Origin of the sequence: Campylobacter sp. CFSAN093233 (assembly GCF_011068165.1) — a bacterium.
GTDB lineage: Bacteria > Campylobacterota > Campylobacteria > Campylobacterales > Campylobacteraceae > Campylobacter_D > Campylobacter_D jejuni.
Genome location: NZ_JAAMWY010000001.1, coordinates 22,479 through 40,760, shown reverse-complemented (window position 1 = coordinate 40,760; position 18,282 = coordinate 22,479). Strand labels below are relative to the sequence as shown.

Here is an 18,282-nt window from a genome sequence, read left to right as displayed (position 1 = left end):
AAAAATTATGCTATAATCTCATAAGAAATTTAAAAAGGGACTAAAATAAAGAGTTTGCGGGACTCTGCGGGGTTACAATCCCCTAAAACCGCTTTTAAAATTCAAATAAATTTTGCTGATGATATTTTTCTTGTTTTTTGTTTAGTTGTATTTCTTCATTATTTGAATTTTTGTATTTAAATTCTCCATGACTATCTATATCAAAAAGTGTTAAATTGGTTTCGTTATTAACTTTTTCATTAAAAACTATGCCACCAAGCAAAAGCTCCATTTTATCAAATTGCTTTTCAGTGATGATTAAAGCCCTTACATTTCCATAAGGTGGCAAAATCTTTTTTACATTTTCAATAGAACTTTTTGCAGAACTTAAACCCTTGCAAATACGCATATAAACGCTAAATTGCAGCATAAAATAACCTAATTTTATAAGATTGTTTCTAAATTTACTTGCTAGTTTTTGCTCTTTTTTACTTTTAGTTGGCACATCAAACATCAAAAGCACGCGCATAAATTTATCTTCAATCATCAAATTTCACTATCTTTAGTTCATCTTCATACAATAAAGCATTTTTAAAATTCGCCACATAATGATTTATCGCTCTGTTTAAAGGATAATTTTGCCCATCAAAATTGATTTTGCTTTGTAAATTGCCAATCAACGCTCTTTTGTCATCTTTGCTTAAAAACTCACTTTCACCCTTAAGCTTTAAAACACAATCATCAACACTAGCCCTAAACACTTCTATCAAATCATCACAAAGCGCAAAAGAATTATAAATATTATCGTGCTTTATGCCAAGCCAAGGCAAAAGCCCACTTATACAAACTGCTCTAATAATACAAGCCCTAATGATTGCATAGCCATAATTTAAAGCAGAATTTTCAAAGCAAAGCTCATCTCTTGAAAAAGAAGTCCCAAACAAAGTTTTAAAATAAAGCGCCGCTGCAACAGCTTCGATATTTTTACTATCATTTAGACTTACTTTTTTAGCCAAATTTATAAGCTCATTGCTTTGCTCTATTTTATTGTGTTTTTTCAAAACAAAGGCTTGATTTAGGATTTTATTTTTAATGATTTTTTGCCATAAAATAGCCTTTTTTTGAGCACTTACATTTATTTGTTCTTTTGCGATTTTTGCACTTTGAAAATGCCCTAAAAAAGGAGTAAAAATACCATTTATACTATGAGTTTCATCGCAGGTTAGCAAGATGATTTTATGCTTTGCAAAAGCGTTAAAAAGTGCGGAACTAAGGCTTGCTTGTAAGCTTTCTAAAATGATGATATTTATATCTTTTAAAAACAATTTGGCTATATTTTCATCTTGCTTAATCACAAGATGATTTAACTCTAAATTTAGCTTGGCATTAGAGCTAATAAGTAGTGTTTTAAAAGCTTCATCGTAACTCATTTTTTAAAATCTTCTCTTTGTCTAAACTCAGCCTTTGTCACTTCTCCAAGTGCTGAAACTATGTATTTTTCAAATACTTTTAGATTTTGAATTCCTATGCTTTTTGCGATTACTTCTTTTTCATTTGCATTTTTAAACAATATTTTTTGATTTTTGCTTAGCGTTTCAAATTTATTATCGTGTTTTGAAACAATCAAACTAACAGTAGAGCTTGTAAAAGCATTAAAATAAACAAGTTCTGGCTCTTGCATATCTTTAGTTTGAATTAAAATCAAACTATCTTTGTATAAAGAAAAGCAAAACTCATAATTTTCATCCATTAAAATCCAGTCTTTTATCTCACCTTTTTTACTTCGTGCTACAGCTTTATTTGGTAATACTTTTAAAGCAAAATCCATAGTATAAATTGGCACAGCATAAAATTTATTTGTCTTTTTGTGTTTAAAAATATCCACTCTAAACATATCGCCATTTTTAACTATTTTACCATTTACTTTGCGGATTTTACCAAGCTCTAGGGCTTTTAAAACTCCTTCTTTTCCGCCGTATGATTGATAGAATTCTTCTTCTTTTCTAAATGTTTCTTCATGTAAGGCTCCGCTTGGCTTTTTTCTCTCAGGTTTTGAGACAAAAATTTCATCAATTTTATCTAAAACCTTTTGCCTAAAACCACTAAAAGGCTCAAAAAACTTCCTTTTGTTTTTATAATCTAATTCACTAATTTTTTTTGCATAAAGTTCTGCACTGTTGCTTTCTTGCTCTTTTTTAAAATCTGAAAAAGCCTTTACGATAGAGTTGTTTGCATAAGCAATAATTACTGCATCGATGGCGTGATGAAGATGGTTATTTCTATCCTTAGCGCTAAAGCCCCAAGTGTGTCTTAAAGCCGATGTAAGCATACCGCTTTTTGCTTCTACATGCACTTTTGAGCCTTTTTGTGTGTCGTTTAACTTTGTATTTTCATCATCGCTTAAAGGTAAAAAATCTAAATAATCTTTAGTGTAGTTTAAAACAAGCCTTGCGATGTAGCGAGTATCGTTTAGATTTCTATCTTTAAAGTCTTTTTGCTCTTTGTCTTTGTAATTTTTATCTAAAATTCTTTTTTGCTTTTTAGTAGGTAAATTTTTTGCTAAAACTTCAATTTTCTGCCATTTTGCACTATCATTGCCAAAGGCTTCAAAGGGGGTTTGATTAAGTTTTTCTTGATTTTGCTTGGTAAAAACTAAAACTTTATTCATATAAGAATCATCAAAACTTCTAGAATAAGGGTAAATGTGATCAATTTCAAGCATTTTTTCATCTTGCAAATCACTAATTTTAATCTTTTCTCCACTATAAGCACAAAATTCTTTTTGTTCTTTAAATAATCTTAATTTTAAAATATTTTTGCTATTTATTTTTAAGCCTAGTTTTTCACATTCAAGTTCGGCGTCTTTTTTGGCCTTGTAGTTTTCATTTTGCTCTTTTTCTATTTTAGCTCTTTGGCTGTAATTTTTACCTACTTCTCTTGCTAATTCAATGTTTATTTTATGCACTTTGCCGTATTTTTTAAGTAAAGCATTTAAGACCTTTCTGTATTCTTTAATCGCTCTTAAAACCACAGGATTAGTTACCTCATCTTTATAATAAGTTTCATTAAATGCGGGTAAAAAATCTTTTTTATCTTCATTGATTGCTACTTTTAAATTAAGCTCATTACAAGCTTCATCGTATTTTTTACCTTCAAGCATTAAAGGAGTGATAAGTTTTAAGGCTTTAAAACTTATATTTAAATGGTCTTTAAATTCCAATTTGCTTAAACTATCAATTTGATTTTGATTTAAATCATATTTTGCTAAAGCCTTTTTAAGCTTAATCTCATCTTTTATAAGGGTAATATCTTTTGCTATTTCATTTAAATCATCTTGGCTTAAACTATGATCACCTAGGGCTTTTATAAATTCTTTATATTTTTTAAACTCAATAAAATAAGTTCCTTTTTCCCCTTTAAATTCATAATCATCGCTTAAGCCCAAAAGCTTTTTTGTTTGTTTATAAGTTAGAGTGCCGTTTTTTAAAACTTCATTCAAAAGGGCGTTTAAATCATCTTTTGTATATAAAATTCCTTCAGTATTTTTAAGATTGTTTAAAAGATTGATAATTCTTGTAAGTGCTACAAACATAAAAGCTAAGGGCGAATTTTTTGGCGCTCTTTTTTCATCGGTAAAAAAACTACAATTTCCCACCAAATGAGAAAAATCTTTTAAAGCCCTTTTATAAAATGCTACACTAAGCACCTCTTCTTCAAATTTTTTTGAAAAAGAAAAGCCAAATTCTCTTTGTTTTTTAAAAATAAGCTTTAATTCATCTTTTAAAAAACTTTGCGCTATGCAGCGTTCATAACTTTCTTTTTTATTTCTAACATTTGTAAATTCTTTGGAATTTTCTTTGAATTTTTGAAAATACTCTTTATAAAGATACTCGCCCACACTTTGATAATTTGCTAGTTTTTCTTCATTTTGCTTGATAGCTTTTAAAATCGCACCTTTTTCTTTATCATCACTATTTTTAATATCATCATAGCCACGCCTTTTTGCAATATGTAAAATCACTCTTGCAAAATCTTGCTTACTTAAAAGCTCGTTTAAAGCTCTAAATCTTAACTCATAAGGGCTAATTAAAGATCCTTTATAAGCCTTGGCTAAACTTTCATCAAAGCTTTGATAATCTTCGTAATTTAACTTAAATTCATTTGCGATTAAATGTTTTAAGTGATTTAGCCTTGCTTTGCGTCTAGCAAGGCGTTTTCTAGCACTTCTTGCAAGGCGTCTTGGCAAGGCTAAGGATTCTCCTGTTTTGGGATTTTCAGCCTTTGTAAAAATCCTAACTCCACAATCTTTTAACTCATCATTTTCACTAAATGCCTAGCCAATAGAGCTTATTCCTATATCAAATGCCAAAATTCTTGCCACACTAGATCCTTTTTAATATTTATGATTTGTGTATAATTATAATACAAAAATCATTTTTTAAACAAACATAAACTTTTCAGTAACCAAACTATATATGTTAATTTTATAATACAAAAAACAAGTAATTTTTAAATAAAAAATATTTTTTATTTAAAAATTTAGATAAAATCCAATTTATTGTAAATTCAATAGACCCTATGCTAATTTTTATGATATACTCAAAAAAATACGATCCCATTTTTGTATTTTTCTTTCAAATATTATCTTGCTTATTTTTGCTTTTTATATCACAGGAACACCTATACCAAAAGCTCCAAGCAGAGAGTATACAAGCTTTTAAATGTTTTACTTGATAGTTATGCTTTTATCACAGCGACTTTTAAAAGTCAGCTTTCTGGAGTAGGACTTATTATCATGAGTGTGGCAGGTTTTGCTGCTTATATGAAACATATTAATGCTTCAGCAAAACTTGCTTTTTTAGCAAATAAACCCTTAGGAAAAATCAAAAATAAATACTTGATTTTAAGTGGAACTTTTGTTGTTGGAATGGCTTTAAAAATCGTCATTTCTAGCTATGCTGGATTGCTTTTGCTTTTGTTAGCATGTATTTATCCTGTTTTAATCTCACTTAAAATCCGTCCTATTACAACTGTATGTGCGCTTTCTTTAATTGCACTTGATTATGGTCCAAAAGATGGAAATTCAATCAATATGGCAGATATGGTAGGACAAAGTGATAATGTCGTAGGGCTTTTTTTAAATTACCAAATTTATAGTGTGATTGCCTATGTTGTAGTTATTGCCATCTTGATTCCTTTTTATTTTGCTTGGATTGATAAAAGAGATAAAGAAAAAGGTGTTTTAAATGATGAAGTTGAAATTCCGCAAATCATTGATCCTAAATGTCCTACTTTTTACATACTCTTTCCTTGGTTACCTGTTGTATTTTTATTTACAGCGTATTTTTTTACTATCAAGCTCGATGTTGTAACAGCAAATTTTGTAAGCATTTCTTTAGTTTTTCTTGTTGAATTTGCAAGACACAGAAATGCTAGAAAATTAGGCGAAGATATGATGGTGATTTTAAAAGACTATGGCTGAAATTTTTATCTTAGTCGTAAGCATAATCATCGCCGCTGGAGTATGTGCTAAAGGCATTAAAGCACTTGGTGGAGTTAATATCCTTACTAACGCGGTTTCAAATCTTGGAACAGGAAATTTTGCATGGTTTGGAATTCTTTTGAGTATAGCTATTTTAAGCTTTTTAGTTTATTTTGCCAATGCTATATTGAATAGGATTTGCATCAAAATTTAAAAGTATAAATATTGAAGAAAGTTTTTTGCAAGTTCTATCCAAATCTTTTGTGAAAAAATCAAACCCTCTATATTTACTATTAATTTGAAAAAGTATTAATATTTATAATTTTTTCATATTTAATATCAATTTAACTAAAAATTCATCACTTAATTTTGTATCACGAGGCAAAAAGTCTTTAATTTAAGTAAAATCAATCTATTTAAATTTCTTATCAAAATATTTAGTATCAACTGCTCTAACTAACTTTAAAGCAATTTCACTCATATGTTTTCTAGCTCTAAAAAATGAAAAAAGAGATGATCAAATTTTTAGAAGTTAAACTATAAAATGTGGATAAACTATATATTTTTTAATTTTTAAATATTATAATTACTTAACACCCCATAAAGAGCTTTAAGACATACGAATATATCCTAATAAACATCTACGTAAAATAGTATTTTTTCATCATTCTAACATATTTTTACATTTTTTTGTCCTTTAAGCATAAGCCAAACAATTAAAAATGAAACGAAATAAACAACTTGAAAAAGTAATTTATAATTATCTATGAGCATCTTTATAGGACTTTTTGTAAATATATAATAGTTATCAACCATCATAAAAATAAAGAAAATTAATATTATCAAAATTTCTATGCAAACATAAAATGCAAAAATAAGATAAAAAAGTTTTTCCTTTGTAATTTGAATCAAAATTTTAAAAAATAAAAAAGCAAAAATAATATAGCATAGACTTAATATTATGTTTAAACTTCCATATACAATTTGTTGATCTACCATAAAATCAGGAATAAAAAGAAGATGACTACCAAAAACACTTAAACCTTGCCATATGAAAAAATAAATAAAAAGTTTGTAATTTTTTATCTTTTTACAAAACAAAAACACACTAAGCAAAGCTAGGATTATGGCTGTGTAAAATAAAGTTTTTTTTGTGTAGTAAAACCTACAATCTTCAAAGCTAATAACTTCTAATATAAACGAAAATGTTAAAACGAGCAAGTTTAAAATTATAAATGAAGCCATTGTGATTTTAATCCATTTTAAATCAAAATCAAAAACCTTTTTTTGTGCTTTTGCCAATCTTTCTTCTAAATTTGAAAGTTCTTGCTCATCAAATTCTTTAAATTTGACCCACGCTAAAATCCAAAAAACCAAACTTGCTAGCAAAAACACCAAGCCTATGCCGATAATCAAAGTAAGAAGCCCTAAATAAAAGGTATTAAAAGCATAAGTGAAATACTTTTGCTTTGTTGTTCTAGCAATTTCATAGTAAAAAGCTTTCAAAAAAGGAAAAATTAAAGCCAAAATAGCAAAATGTAATACTAAAAATATAGCAATAGCCATAAAAATATTATCTTGATTAAAATAAAGCCCACCAAAAATGCCAGTTCTAGGCTTTAGCATTGCAAATAAAATACTTGTATTAACAAGAATACCAAAAAATCCAATCCCTGCACTAATAAGGAAATTCTTAAACAAATTTTTAGCACCACCATAGATTTTTAAATCATAAAGCACAATAAAAAATAAAATCCAACTCGCAAGAACAAATAAAACTCCAAGATAAGGAATGATACCTAAAAACCCACAAATAATACTCGCTATTGCTTTTAAGCGAATTTCTTTTATCTTTTTTTGAAACAAAGCTTCATTTAAATTGTGCATTTTACCCTTTATTTAATACATTCGAACAAAAATATTTCGTTTTATCATCTTTGGCAATTTTTATCAAAACCGCCCACTTCCACACATTAACTCTAAAAATTTTATCTTTCTTATTTACATAAGAAAGATAAAATTTTAGTTTGTCTTTATGGGCTTTTATGGGCAAAATTACATACATTTTAGCACATAAATAATCATAATAATTTGTTTTCACTCTAAAACAATACCTTCATTAATGCAAATTTCGCCGATAATAAAGGCATCTGAATTTTCTAAAACCTTACTTACATTAGAAGGATCTACAACCATTACTAAACCCACTCCCATGTTAAAGCTTCTATACATTTCGCTTTCTTCTACAGCCTGTCCTATAGTATAAAAAATTTCAGGAGTTTTAAGATGATGTTTGCGTATAGTTGCACCCATACCACGAGGCAAAACGCGTGGTAAATTTTCTACTAAACCACCCCCTGTAATATGAGCTAGAGCACTAATATAAGGCTTTAATGTAAGAAAATCACGCACATAAATCCTTGTAGGCTCTAATAAAATATCAATTAAATTTTTATCCCCTATCTTGTCATCAAATTTTAATTTTAAACTTTCAAAAAGTACTTTTCTAGCTAAAGAATAACCATTTGAATGAAGTCCTGAACTAGGAAGTGCCAATAAAATATCACCATTTTTAACAAATTTACTTCTATCGATCTCATCTTCTTCAGCCATACCCACTGCAAAACCCGCAAGATCAAAATCATCTTTTGCATACATTCCAGGCATTTCAGCAGTTTCTCCGCCGATTAATGCACAATTTGCCATCTTACATCCCTTGGCAATGCCTGATACAACAGCCTTTGCTACTTCTACTTCAAGCTTAGCTGTAGCATAATAATCTAGGAAAAACAAAGGCGTAGCAAAATTACAAATCAAATCATTCACACACATTGCTACTAAATCTTGCCCTATAGTATCATATTTTTTAGCATCAATTGCCAAGCGAAGCTTGGTACCAACACCATCTGTTGCACCTAAAATCACAGGCTTTTTAAAACCACTTGGCATTCTAAAAGCACCAGCAAAAGAACCAATTCCGCCTACAACATTATCATTAAAAGTTTCTTTAACCAAAGGTTTTATAGCCTCTACAAAGGCATTTCCATTATCTATACTTACGCCTGCATCTTCATATGAAATTTTCATTTATTTTCCTTTAAGAACTAAAAAGGTATTTTAACGAAAAAAGTTTTAATAAGGCATAAGATGAAAAATGCTTTTTTTGTAACCGCTTCAATTGCTTGTGGTAAAAGCACTTTTATAGAAATAGCGAATTCTTTAGGCTTTAAAAGCATTAGCGCAGATAAAATTGCTCATAAAATTTTAGATGAAAATGCTTTAGAACTTGAAAAGATTTTTTCTCCCTTTAACTTAAAAAATTTACTCACAAAAGAAAAGAAAATCGATAGAAAAATCCTTGGAGAAATTGTTTTTAACAACAAAGAAGCTAAAAAAACCTTAGAAAATTTCACTCATCCTAACATTCGAGCTAAAATTTTAGAACAAATGCAAATTCTAGATAAAGAAAATAAAGCTTTTTTTGTAGAAATTCCTCTTTTTTTTGAAAGCGGTGCTTATGAAAATTTAGGCAAAGTCATTGTAATTTACACACCTAAAGAATTAAGCCTTAAAAGAATCATGCAAAGAGATAAGCTCAGCTTAGAAGCTGCAAAAGTGAGACTTGATTCTCAAATAGATATTGAAGAAAAACTTAAAAAAGCAGATTTTATCATTAAAAATACTAATTCTTATGTCGATTTTAGGCAAGAATGTGTTAAAGTAATACAAGAAATTTCTAAAGGAAAAATGTGAAATTTTATAAATATTGTGCAAGTGGGAATGATTTTGTCATAACAAATGCTGATAGAAAAGAAGATAGAAGTGCTTTAGCTAAAGAACTTTGCAATCGTTATGAGGGCATAGGTGGGGATGGCTTTATCGTGATATTGCCTCATGAAAAATACGACTTTGAATGGGAATTTTATAATAACGATGGCTCAAGGGCTGCTATGTGTGGCAATGGCTCAAGGGCTGCGGCACATTTTGCACATCATATTAACAAAATAAATCCTAACATGAGTTTTTTAACCGGTGCAGGAATAATAAAAGCAAAGGTAAATCAAGATAAAGTTGAAGTATCTTTAGGCAAAATAAAAAGCGTGCAAAATACTTTTGAAGAATTAGGAAAAACTTGGCAACTTTGCGACACTGGAGTTCCACATCTAGTGCATTTTTGTCAAAATTTAGATGAATTTGATACAATACTTTGTCAAAAAATGAGACAAAAATATAATGCCAATGTTAATTTTGTAAAAATTTTAGATGAAAATCATTTAAAAGTTCGTACCTATGAACGCGGAGTTGAAGATGAAACCTTAGCTTGTGGCACAGGAATGGGGGCTTGTTTTTATCTGGCATTTTTAAATAAAAAAGTACAAAATAAAGTTAAAATAACTCCTAAAAGTGGTGAAGAGGTTGGGTTTACATATAAAAATGAAGAATTGTTTTTTGAAGGAAAGGTAAAGTATTGTTTTGAAGCCAATTATAATTTTTCTTAGTCTTTTTCTAATCCCACTTTTTGCTGATGATCTAAAAAATGGCTTTGGAGAGGAATATTACAAACTTGATATAGATCAAAAAAGACAAATTTTTTTTATAAAAATGAATGAAATGTTTGATCAAAGCTTTAAAAAAATTGAACAAGAAAGAGCTTTTATCGAAGCCTTTTTTAAAGATGCTTACAAAACAGGCTTTAGGACTTCAAATCAAACAAATCTTGAAAAACTTATCACGATAAAAAACAAATATCGCATTGAAAATCTTTATGATTTTGCAGAATATAAAAAACGTATTCAAAAAATTCCAAAATCCATGGGTATAGCCCAAGCTTTAGTTGAAAGTGCTACAGGTACAAGTCGCTTCGCAAGAGAAGCAAATAATCTTTTTGGAGAATGGACTTGGGGTGAGAAAGGTTTAATTCCTGATTTAAGACATCCAGATAAAAAACATAAAATTAAGATTTTTGATAGTCTGCAAGATAGTGTTTACTCTTATGTTTTAAATTTAAATCGTCATTTTGCTTATGAAAAGTTTCGCGATGCAAGAGCTAAATTTGCAAGCGAAGGCAAAGAGATAACAGGACTAGAGGCTATTAAAACTTTAGATTCTTATTCTGAACGCAAGGGATATTATATCAATCTTATTACAAAAATCATCAAACGATACAACCTTGAAAAATACGATACAAACTCAAATAACACCTAAAATCCAAGTGAAAATTTATCAAAAGATATGACTTCAAATTTAACCCCTTGCTCAAAAAAACTATCCTCGCTTGAAAGAGTGATAAAAATCACATGAAAAATTCCAAGTTCTAAAGCCTTTGGTAAAATTTTCTTAGCACGTAATTTAATCAAATCAATATCTAAAGTTGGACTTGAAATATAAGCAATTTTAGATATTTGGCTATAAAAGTTAAAGTATTTGTTATAAAAAAAATCTTCTTTAAATTTAAACAACTCGCTTAAAACTAAATTTTCAAATAAATGCGAAAAATCCTTTGAAATACAAAGATTATTTCTTAGGCCAAAATCTTTAAAATAAATCTTTTGAAGTTTTTTTTCATCATGTTTTAAAGTATAGATCACATAAGTATTTTCTAATTTTTTTATAGCTTGATAAACACTATCTTTTGAAGTTTTTAATCTTTTTTTAAGTTCTATAAATATCTTAGAAATACTGATTTGCTGACCCAAATTTAAAGCTAAATACTTTAAAATTTCTAATTCTAAAAGAGTAAAGCTTTGTCTTAGAAGTATGTTTTTTTCTCCAAATTTACTGCGTCCACTTTGTAAAAAAAGACCTACTAAATTATTTATAGGTAAATTTTTCTTACTTACACTAATAAATTCTTCAAAATCAAAATAATCAAGTTCAAGCTCTTCAAACCCATTTATATTTAAATCTTTTATATTTGTACTTAAGATGATGGGAATTTTAATTTTTTCTAAATTAGGGATAAAATCCAAATTATAAAGGCAAAGAATTTTAATTTGTAAATTTTCATTCAGAAAATCAGCAAGTCTTTCTAAACTTTGTTTTTCAAAGCGTGTATCATATAAATCTAAAAACAAAATTTCACTTGCTTTAAATTGAGATAAAAAATTAAAAATAAGTGTTTTTTTACCACAAAATCGTGGGCCTTTTATGATAATATTTGGTTTTGAAATTTGATTTTTTCTTTCATAACTTACTTCAAATTTAGGGTGATTTTCATAAAAAAAATTAAGTACTTTCAATTTTATCCTTTAAAAAAGGATATTATAACCTAGTTTGTATAATTGGGGCATAAAGCCCCTTAAATTACATTTTGCAAGCACCCTGTAAAGTAGCACCTATCATCCAAAGACTTTTTTCATATTTTGCAATATTTTCTTGCGCAAAAGCAGCTGTTGTGGTATCACTTTCTTTTTCTGCTGCTTCATTGAGTTTTTTAAATTCTGCTAAAAGATATTCATAATCTTGTTTGATCAGTTCTATGACTTCAAGCGGAGTAAAGCAATCTTTTGCAACTTTTGGACTTTTTGCATTTTCCATTAAAACTTTTTGGCAAGTGATAGCTTTTTCGCCAAGCTGTAAAACTCTTTCAGCACAACTATCAAAAAGTTCTGCCATTTCTTCATAAGCTTTTTCTGTGTACTCGTGTATAGAAAAAAATTGCAAACCTTTTACATTCCAGTGATAATTATGAAATTTAACCCATAGATGATGAGCATCTGCTTGCATTTGTAATAATTGTTTTGTAACTGACATGATTGACTCCTTTTTTTAATTTTTAAAATTATAACATAAAATTCTTAAATAATAATTATTATTAATTAAAAATTTTTATTATAATTTTAACTTAAAATTATTATACTCTTTTTTAATGAATTTTGATTAAGAATTTAATATATTTTTTAAGATCAACTTTCCAACTTCCACACCAGGTTGATCATAGGTGTTAATCCCTAGCATAACACCGCAAGTTGAAGTAAAAAGTTCATAATAATACATCAAATATCCCGCATGCCAAGCATCAAGTTTTTCAAGTTCTATCACATCAACACTCAAATTTTCAGCGATTAAAGCGTGCATAGTTGCATTACATTGAGCGTTTAAAAGTTCGTGAAGATTGACTTTATTACTTAAAGAATCTAAAAATTTAAAATGAATATCAGGGATAATAGGTGCTTTTTGAGCGTCTTTGATTTTTAAAAAAGTTACAGTTTTATTTTTAGGTCCATCCATAATGAGTTGTAAAAAACTATGCTGATCTCTTGCTCCAATGAGTGCAATAGGAGTTAAACCTATACGTTTATAGCCTTGCTTTTTACCTAAACTTTCAGCAATAAGCTGGATATACCATTCATTAAAGCCTTTAAAAGCATCACTATATGAAAAAAGTACATTGATATTGGCATTTTTGTGTGTGCAATAATGATAGGCTTTTTGTAAAATTTCATCTTTTTTATGAGTAAAAAAATCTTCAAAACAAGCTTTAGCTCCTTCTAAAAGAGCTTTGGCATTATAGCCACAAAAACAAAGCGGAACTATACCTACGGCTGAAAGTATGCTAAAACGACCTCCTACATTTGCAGGGATAAAAAAGCATTTAATACCTAAATTTTCACCTTCTTGATGAAGTTTTGAATCCTTATCGGTAATAAAAACAAAGTATTTTTTTAATTCTTGCATATCAAGTTTAAAATGTTCAATAAGAAGTTTAAAAAGCGATACAACTTCTATAGTACTACCTGTTTTGCTGATGATTAAAAACAAACTTTCCTCAAGCTTGATTTTTTCTAAAGTCTTATTAAAAGAATGTGAACTTGTGTTATCGAGTATAAAAAGTTCTCTTTGGTTGCTTTTTTCATTAAAAAGCATATCACGCAAGGCTTTTACACCACAACTTGAACCACCCATTCCCACTAAAACGATATTTTTTATGTGTTCTTTGTCTTTGATAAAAGCCAAACTCTCATCGATTAAATTCAAACTTGTATCAATAAGATGATAATACCCTATATCTCCACTTTTTACCTCATCATTAATACGATTTGCATAAGAACTTATAGTGTGAATTTCACTTTGCTTAAAAAAAAGTGTATTGTTTAACATTTACTTTTCTCGTAAAAATAATTTGTCGCTTCTACAAAGCCTTCTACACTTCCACAATCAAAGCGTTTTCCTTGAAATTTATAAGCTAAAACCATACCATTAGTTGCTTGAGTTAAAAGCGCGTCGGTAAGTTGGACTTCACCATTTTTTCCCGCTTTAGTATTTTCTAAAATTCCAAAAATATCAGGAGTTAAAATATATCTTCCTATGATAGCAAGATTACTTGGAGCTTCATCAGGACTTGGTTTTTCTATCATAGAATTAACCATGATAAGATTTTCTTCTACAAAATTTCCAGAAATTACTCCATAGTTTGAAACTTGCTCTTTTGGTACTTCCATCACAGCTATGATGGTGCAGCGATATTTTTCATAAATTTTTACCATTTGAGCCATAACATTTAAGCCTTCTTCATTAACACACAAATCATCAGCCAAAATTACGCCAAAAGCTTCATCGCCAACCAAAGGTCTACCTTTTAAAACCGCATCACCTAAGCCTTTCATTTGATTTTGTCTTGTAAAAGTAAAGGTACAACGATTGATCAAAGAGCGAATTTCATCAAGTAAGTATTCTTTTTTTGTACCTGAAATTTGATGTTCAAGTTCATAAGAAATATCAAAATAATCCTCCAAAGCTCTTTTTCCACGCCCTGTGACAAAGCCCATATTTTCCATTCCTGCTTCTAAAGCTTCATCAACTCCATAATGGATCAAAGGCTTGGTTAAGATAGGTAACATCTCTTTAGGTAAAGTTTTTGTTGCGGGTAAAAATCTCGTCCCATAACCTGCCGCAGGGAAAATACAAGTTTGAAGCATAAAAATTTCCTTTTATTTTTTTATCATTATAGCTTATTTTTATGAATTTTCATGCAACTAGGCAAAGTTCTTTTTACCTTGTTATTCAAACTCTGCCTTAGCTAATTTAACAATGGTTTCTACTACTTTAGAATCTTCAAGTGTTGAAATATCCTGTTTGATTTCTTCGCCTCTTGCTATAGTTCTTAAAATTCTTCTCATTATTTTACCACTTCTAGTTTTTGGCAAACCTGGAGTATAAAGAATTTTTTCTATTTTAGCTATAGGTCCTATTTCTACTCTTAAAATGTCATTAAGTTCTTTTAAAGTTTCTATAGCTCCGCCAAGATCACAACTGGATGCAGGACTTAAAACCACAAAAGCAAACAATGACTCGCCCTTAATCGTATCCAAAATACTCACTACAGCTGATTCTGCTACACTTGGATGTTTAGCAATAGCGCTTTCAATTTCAGCCGTTCCTATACGATGTCCTGCAACATTAACCACATCATCTGTTCTTCCTATGATGGTAATATAACCATTTTTATCATAAAAAGCACCATCGCCACTAAAATATACAGCTTTTCCATCTTTTTTAGCTTGAGAAAAATAACTTTCTATATAGCGTTCATCATTGCCCCAAATTCCACGAATCATCGAAGGCCAAGGTTTAGTTATACAAAGCAACCCATCTTCACCTTCATCTTTTTTATTGCCTTCTTCATCAATAACTTCTGCAAAAATCCCTGGCAAAGGCAAGGTGGCACAACCTGGTTTTAAAGGAGTGGCGCCTGGTAAAGGCGTGATCATATGCCCACCTGTTTCTGTTTGCCACCAAGTATCGACTATAGGACTTTTAGTTCCCCCTATTTCATCATAAAACCACTTCCAAGCACTAGGATTGATAGGCTCTCCAACCGTTCCAAGCACTTCAAGCGTACTTAAATCATATTTTCTTGGCTCATTAGGTGCATCAGCATGAAGCATTCTTATGGCAGTCGGCGAAGTGTAGAATTTGCTTATTTGATACTCTTCTATCATTCTCCACCAACGCCCAGAATTTGGATAAGTAGGAGTTCCTTCATGCATTATAGTCGTTGCTCCACATGCTAAAGGCCCATAAACTACATAAGTATGTCCTGTAATCCAACCCACATCAGCACTACACCAATAATTATCATAATCTTTAATATCAAAAACCCATTCCATAGTCATTTGTGCCCAAAGTATATATCCTGCACTTGCATGCATAACTCCTTTTGGCTTGCCTGTTGATCCTGAAGTGTAAAGCAAAAACAACAAATCCTCACTATCCATAATTTCGGGTTCACACTTATAAGACTCATTTTTCACAAGTTCGTTATAAACATAGTCCCTTCCTTTAATATATTCTATAGGCTCATTATTGCGTATAACTATAAGTACTTTTTCTACACTTTCACACCCTTCACTTAAAGCCTTATCTACTGCAGGTTTTAACATATAAGGTTTGCCACGACGAAAAGCACCATCAGCCGTTACTACAAGTTTAGCTCCTGCATCTATAATTCTATCTCTTAAGGCTTCAGGAGAAAACCCTCCAAATACTACACTATGAATAGCCCCAATCCTTGCGCAAGCTAACATTACTATAGCTGTTTCTGGAATCATAGGCATATAAATTACAACCCTATCGCCTTTTTTTACTCCGAATTTTTTAAGCAAATTGGCCGCCTTGCAAGTTTCATGCAATAATCTTCTATAAGTATAAACTTCATAATCCCCCATTTCACCTTCAAAAATCAAAGCAGCTTTATTGCGTCTTGTTTTCATATGACGATCAAGACATTGATAACTTACATTTAAAGTTCCACCTTCAAACCATTTATAAAATGGAGCTTTATCCTCATTTAACACTCTTGAAAAAGGCGAAAACCACTCGATCTTCTCAAGTGCTTGTCTTTTCCAAAAACCTTCAAAATCTTCCTTGGCTTCATCGCATAAATCATAGTATTCACATAAATTTTTTATACGAGCATTACGAGAAAATTCTTTACTTGGCTTAAAAAGCTCTTGATTATTTTGATTAAGCATAAAAACTCCTTTATGGTTATTTTTAAACATTATATAAGAGTTTATTTGTATTAAATACAAATTTAAAAAATAATTAAGATAAATTTTATAAAAAATGGGAATATTTGTAATATTTTATTTAAATTTTATAATGTATGTTAATTTAAGAAACATATTGCATCTTCATAAAAATAAAGACTAAGTTCTTCGTATAATTTTAAATCGAATCTTAAAAATTCTTGTTTTTCCAAGGCAAATTCTAAAATTTTATCCATACAACTTACCCTTATAAAAACATCACTTTTCCTACTTCTAAGTGCTATAATATAACATTTTTCTAAAATAAAATCATAATTATTTTTTGGAATATTTTTAGAATTAAAAAAAGAAATTTTATAAGGATCAATAGCAATTTTGCTTGGAGGTTTTTTAAAATCTTTATATTTTTTACAATTACTAAAATCTATAAAATTACAAAATTTCACACCTTGATTTTCTAGTTCAAAAACATTAGTATTTTCAAATTCTAAAATTTCTCCACTGTGCAAATAAAGTTTTTTTTGCGCCAAAGAATCTAAAAAATGTTTATCATGACTTGCGATTAAAAAACCTGTATTGAAATTTTCATGCATTTTAAGAATAGCTTTTTTAAATAAAAGTGTAGTATTTTTATCCAAAAAAGCACTTGGTTCATCAAGTAAATAATACTTCGCTCTTACGCTTAAAGCTATAGCAAAAGCTATTTTTTGACTTTGTCCTGATGAAAGTTCATTAGGATGTTTACTTAAAAGACTTTCATCTAAATTTAAAAACATCAAACTTTCTTTTATGCGTTCTTCAATATCTTCTTTAATCCCATAAGTTTTTAAGGTAAATAAAAAATTTGCCCTTACACTACGATTTAACAAAATAGGCTCTGGAAAAAGCAAATAAATTTCACGCTTTTGTTTATTATTAGGTTTAAAATTTCCAAAATAAGAAATATTTTTTGAAAAATCTCCTTCTAAAAATTTTAATATTCTTAAAAATGTAGATTTTCCACTTCCATTCGCTCCCATTAAGATGCTAATTTTACTTGTATCAAGTTTTAAATTTTTGATTTTTAAAACTTCTTTGTTTTGATAGTTGAAAAAAAGATTAGAAATTTCTATCATTTTATGTTCTTTTGAGTTTGTGCGTGATGAAATTTAAACAAAAGGCAATGAGAATTAAAACCAAAGCCAAAGCTATACCGTTAGCAAATTCGCCTTTGTTTGTTTCAAGAGAAATAGCTGTGGTTATGGTTCTAGTATCGTATTTGATATTTCCACCTACTATCATCGCTACTCCTACTTCTGCTACAATGCGTCCATAAGCTAGTGCAACGACGCTAATCAAAGCAAAGCGTAATTCATAAATCATCGTTAAAACAAGTTTTAAAGGACTTAGGTGAAAAGATTTTATAAGTAAAAAATGTTTTTTATTCATATTTTCTATCAAATTTGAAAAAAGTGCGATCACTATAGGAAGCGCTAAGATAAACTGCCCTAAAATTAAAGCCTTTATAGTAAAAAGCAATCCAAATTCTCCCAAAGGTCCTCGACTTGAAATCAGTGCATAAAGTATAAGTCCTACTGCAACTGTTGGAAAAGAAAGGCTAGTATCTATGATAAGTTTTATAAAGTATTTGAATTTAAAATCAAAAAAACCTAAGATAAATCCCAAAGGAAAACCTATAAGCAAAGCTAAAACTATAGAAATACTTGAGCTTAAAAGTGTAGTTTTTATAGCTGAAATTACGCTTTCATCAGCATTGAAAAGTAAAAATAAAGCCTGTTTAAAACCATCAAAAATATAATCCAAAAATATCCTTTTTAAAATAAGTAATTT

At 29.3% G+C, this 18,282-nt stretch carries 15 protein-coding genes and 2 pseudogenes; 4 read left to right on the top strand and 13 right to left on the bottom strand.

The genetic code is table 11. The features are described from left to right. Positions 1–94 precede the first annotated feature (94 nt). From cas2 to cas9, 3 genes and pseudogenes are all read right to left on the bottom strand, one after another. The gene (gene cas2, locus FBF15_RS00205) at positions 95–526 is read right to left on the bottom strand and encodes a CRISPR-associated endonuclease Cas2 (RefSeq protein WP_002780988.1); all 432 of its coding nucleotides are present in this window, start codon (positions 524–526) and stop codon (positions 95–97) included. After that, positions 519–1,409: a type II CRISPR-associated endonuclease Cas1 gene (gene cas1 / locus FBF15_RS00200; RefSeq protein ID WP_052949008.1), complete on the bottom strand. Its 891-nt coding sequence runs from the start codon at positions 1,407–1,409 to the stop codon at positions 519–521. The genes cas2 and cas1 overlap by 8 nt, the downstream gene beginning before the upstream one ends. Further along, a pseudogene (cas9, locus tag FBF15_RS00195) lies at positions 1,406–4,360 on the bottom strand (type II CRISPR RNA-guided endonuclease Cas9). Before cas9 ends, cas1 begins: the two are co-directional and overlap by 4 nt. A gap of 247 nt (positions 4,361–4,607) precedes the next feature. Between cas9 and dcuC the strand changes: the two are divergent. Then, positions 4,608–5,639 (top strand): annotated as a pseudogene (dcuC, locus tag FBF15_RS00190) (C4-dicarboxylate transporter DcuC); the annotation flags it as partial. Between the two features lie 491 nt (positions 5,640–6,130). Here dcuC and FBF15_RS00185 read toward each other — a convergent pair. From FBF15_RS00185 to purM, 3 genes are read right to left on the bottom strand one after another with little or no spacing between them, the layout of a single operon-like run. After that, a complete protein-coding gene (locus tag FBF15_RS00185) occupies positions 6,131–7,348 on the bottom strand; it encodes a hypothetical protein (RefSeq protein ID WP_070299460.1) in 1,218 nt (405 codons plus the stop codon). A gap of 1 nt (position 7,349) precedes the next feature. Next, positions 7,350–7,562, bottom strand: coding sequence for a hypothetical protein (locus FBF15_RS00180; RefSeq protein WP_002869217.1), 213 nt, complete (start codon positions 7,560–7,562; stop codon positions 7,350–7,352). Next, positions 7,559–8,548, bottom strand: a complete 990-nt coding sequence (purM, locus tag FBF15_RS00175; protein ID WP_002860687.1) for a phosphoribosylformylglycinamidine cyclo-ligase — start codon at positions 8,546–8,548, stop codon at positions 7,559–7,561. Before purM ends, FBF15_RS00180 begins: the two co-directional genes overlap by 4 nt. A gap of 60 nt (positions 8,549–8,608) precedes the next feature. Between purM and coaE the strand changes: the two genes are divergently transcribed. The 3 genes from coaE to FBF15_RS00160 are packed head-to-tail and all read left to right on the top strand — an operon-like array spanning position 8,609 to position 10,666. Beyond that, positions 8,609–9,214 (top strand): dephospho-CoA kinase, encoded by a 606-nt coding sequence (gene coaE / locus FBF15_RS00170; RefSeq protein ID WP_052787835.1) that lies wholly within the window; start codon positions 8,609–8,611, stop codon positions 9,212–9,214. Beyond that, positions 9,211–9,960 carry a diaminopimelate epimerase gene (gene dapF, locus FBF15_RS00165; RefSeq protein WP_002867218.1) on the top strand — a complete coding sequence of 250 codons (750 nt, stop codon included), beginning with the start codon at positions 9,211–9,213 and terminating at the stop codon, positions 9,958–9,960. Before coaE ends, dapF begins: the two co-directional genes overlap by 4 nt. Further along, the gene (locus FBF15_RS00160; protein WP_002855377.1) at positions 9,935–10,666 is read left to right on the top strand and encodes a glucosaminidase domain-containing protein; all 732 of its coding nucleotides are present in this window, start codon (positions 9,935–9,937) and stop codon (positions 10,664–10,666) included. Before dapF ends, FBF15_RS00160 begins: the two co-directional genes overlap by 26 nt. Here FBF15_RS00160 and FBF15_RS00155 read toward each other — a convergent pair. The 7 genes from FBF15_RS00155 to tupB all read right to left on the bottom strand — a co-directional run bounded on the left by FBF15_RS00155 (position 10,663) and on the right by tupB (position 18,255). Next, positions 10,663–11,700 (bottom strand): ATP-binding protein, encoded by a 1,038-nt coding sequence (locus FBF15_RS00155; RefSeq protein ID WP_002860683.1) that lies wholly within the window; start codon positions 11,698–11,700, stop codon positions 10,663–10,665. The two genes, FBF15_RS00160 and FBF15_RS00155, sit on opposite strands and share 4 nt — an antisense overlap. Before the next feature lie 64 nt (positions 11,701–11,764). Continuing rightward, entirely contained in the window at positions 11,765–12,214 is a 450-nt protein-coding gene (locus tag FBF15_RS00150) for a Dps family protein (RefSeq protein ID WP_002851546.1), read from the bottom strand. Positions 12,215–12,340: 126 nt separating this feature from the next. Further along, on the bottom strand, positions 12,341–13,561 hold the full coding sequence (locus tag FBF15_RS00145; RefSeq protein ID WP_002860682.1) for a glucose-6-phosphate isomerase: 1,221 nt from the start codon (positions 13,559–13,561) through the stop codon (positions 12,341–12,343). Next, complete coding sequence (gene galU, locus FBF15_RS00140) at positions 13,555–14,379, bottom strand: UTP--glucose-1-phosphate uridylyltransferase GalU (RefSeq protein WP_002860681.1); 825 nt, start codon at positions 14,377–14,379, stop codon at positions 13,555–13,557. Before galU ends, FBF15_RS00145 begins: the two co-directional genes overlap by 7 nt. Positions 14,380–14,460: 81 nt before the next feature. Further along, entirely contained in the window at positions 14,461–16,434 is a 1,974-nt protein-coding gene (gene acs, locus FBF15_RS00135; protein WP_165434513.1) for an acetate--CoA ligase, read from the bottom strand. Positions 16,435–16,571: 137 nt separating this feature from the next. Next, positions 16,572–17,567 (bottom strand): tungstate ABC transporter ATP-binding protein TupC, encoded by a 996-nt coding sequence (tupC, locus tag FBF15_RS00130; protein ID WP_002855825.1) that lies wholly within the window; start codon positions 17,565–17,567, stop codon positions 16,572–16,574. Between the two features lies 1 nt (position 17,568). Further along, a complete protein-coding gene (gene tupB / locus FBF15_RS00125; RefSeq protein ID WP_207307097.1) occupies positions 17,569–18,255 on the bottom strand; it encodes a tungstate ABC transporter permease TupB in 687 nt (228 codons plus the stop codon). Between the last annotated feature and the right edge of the window lie 27 nt (positions 18,256–18,282).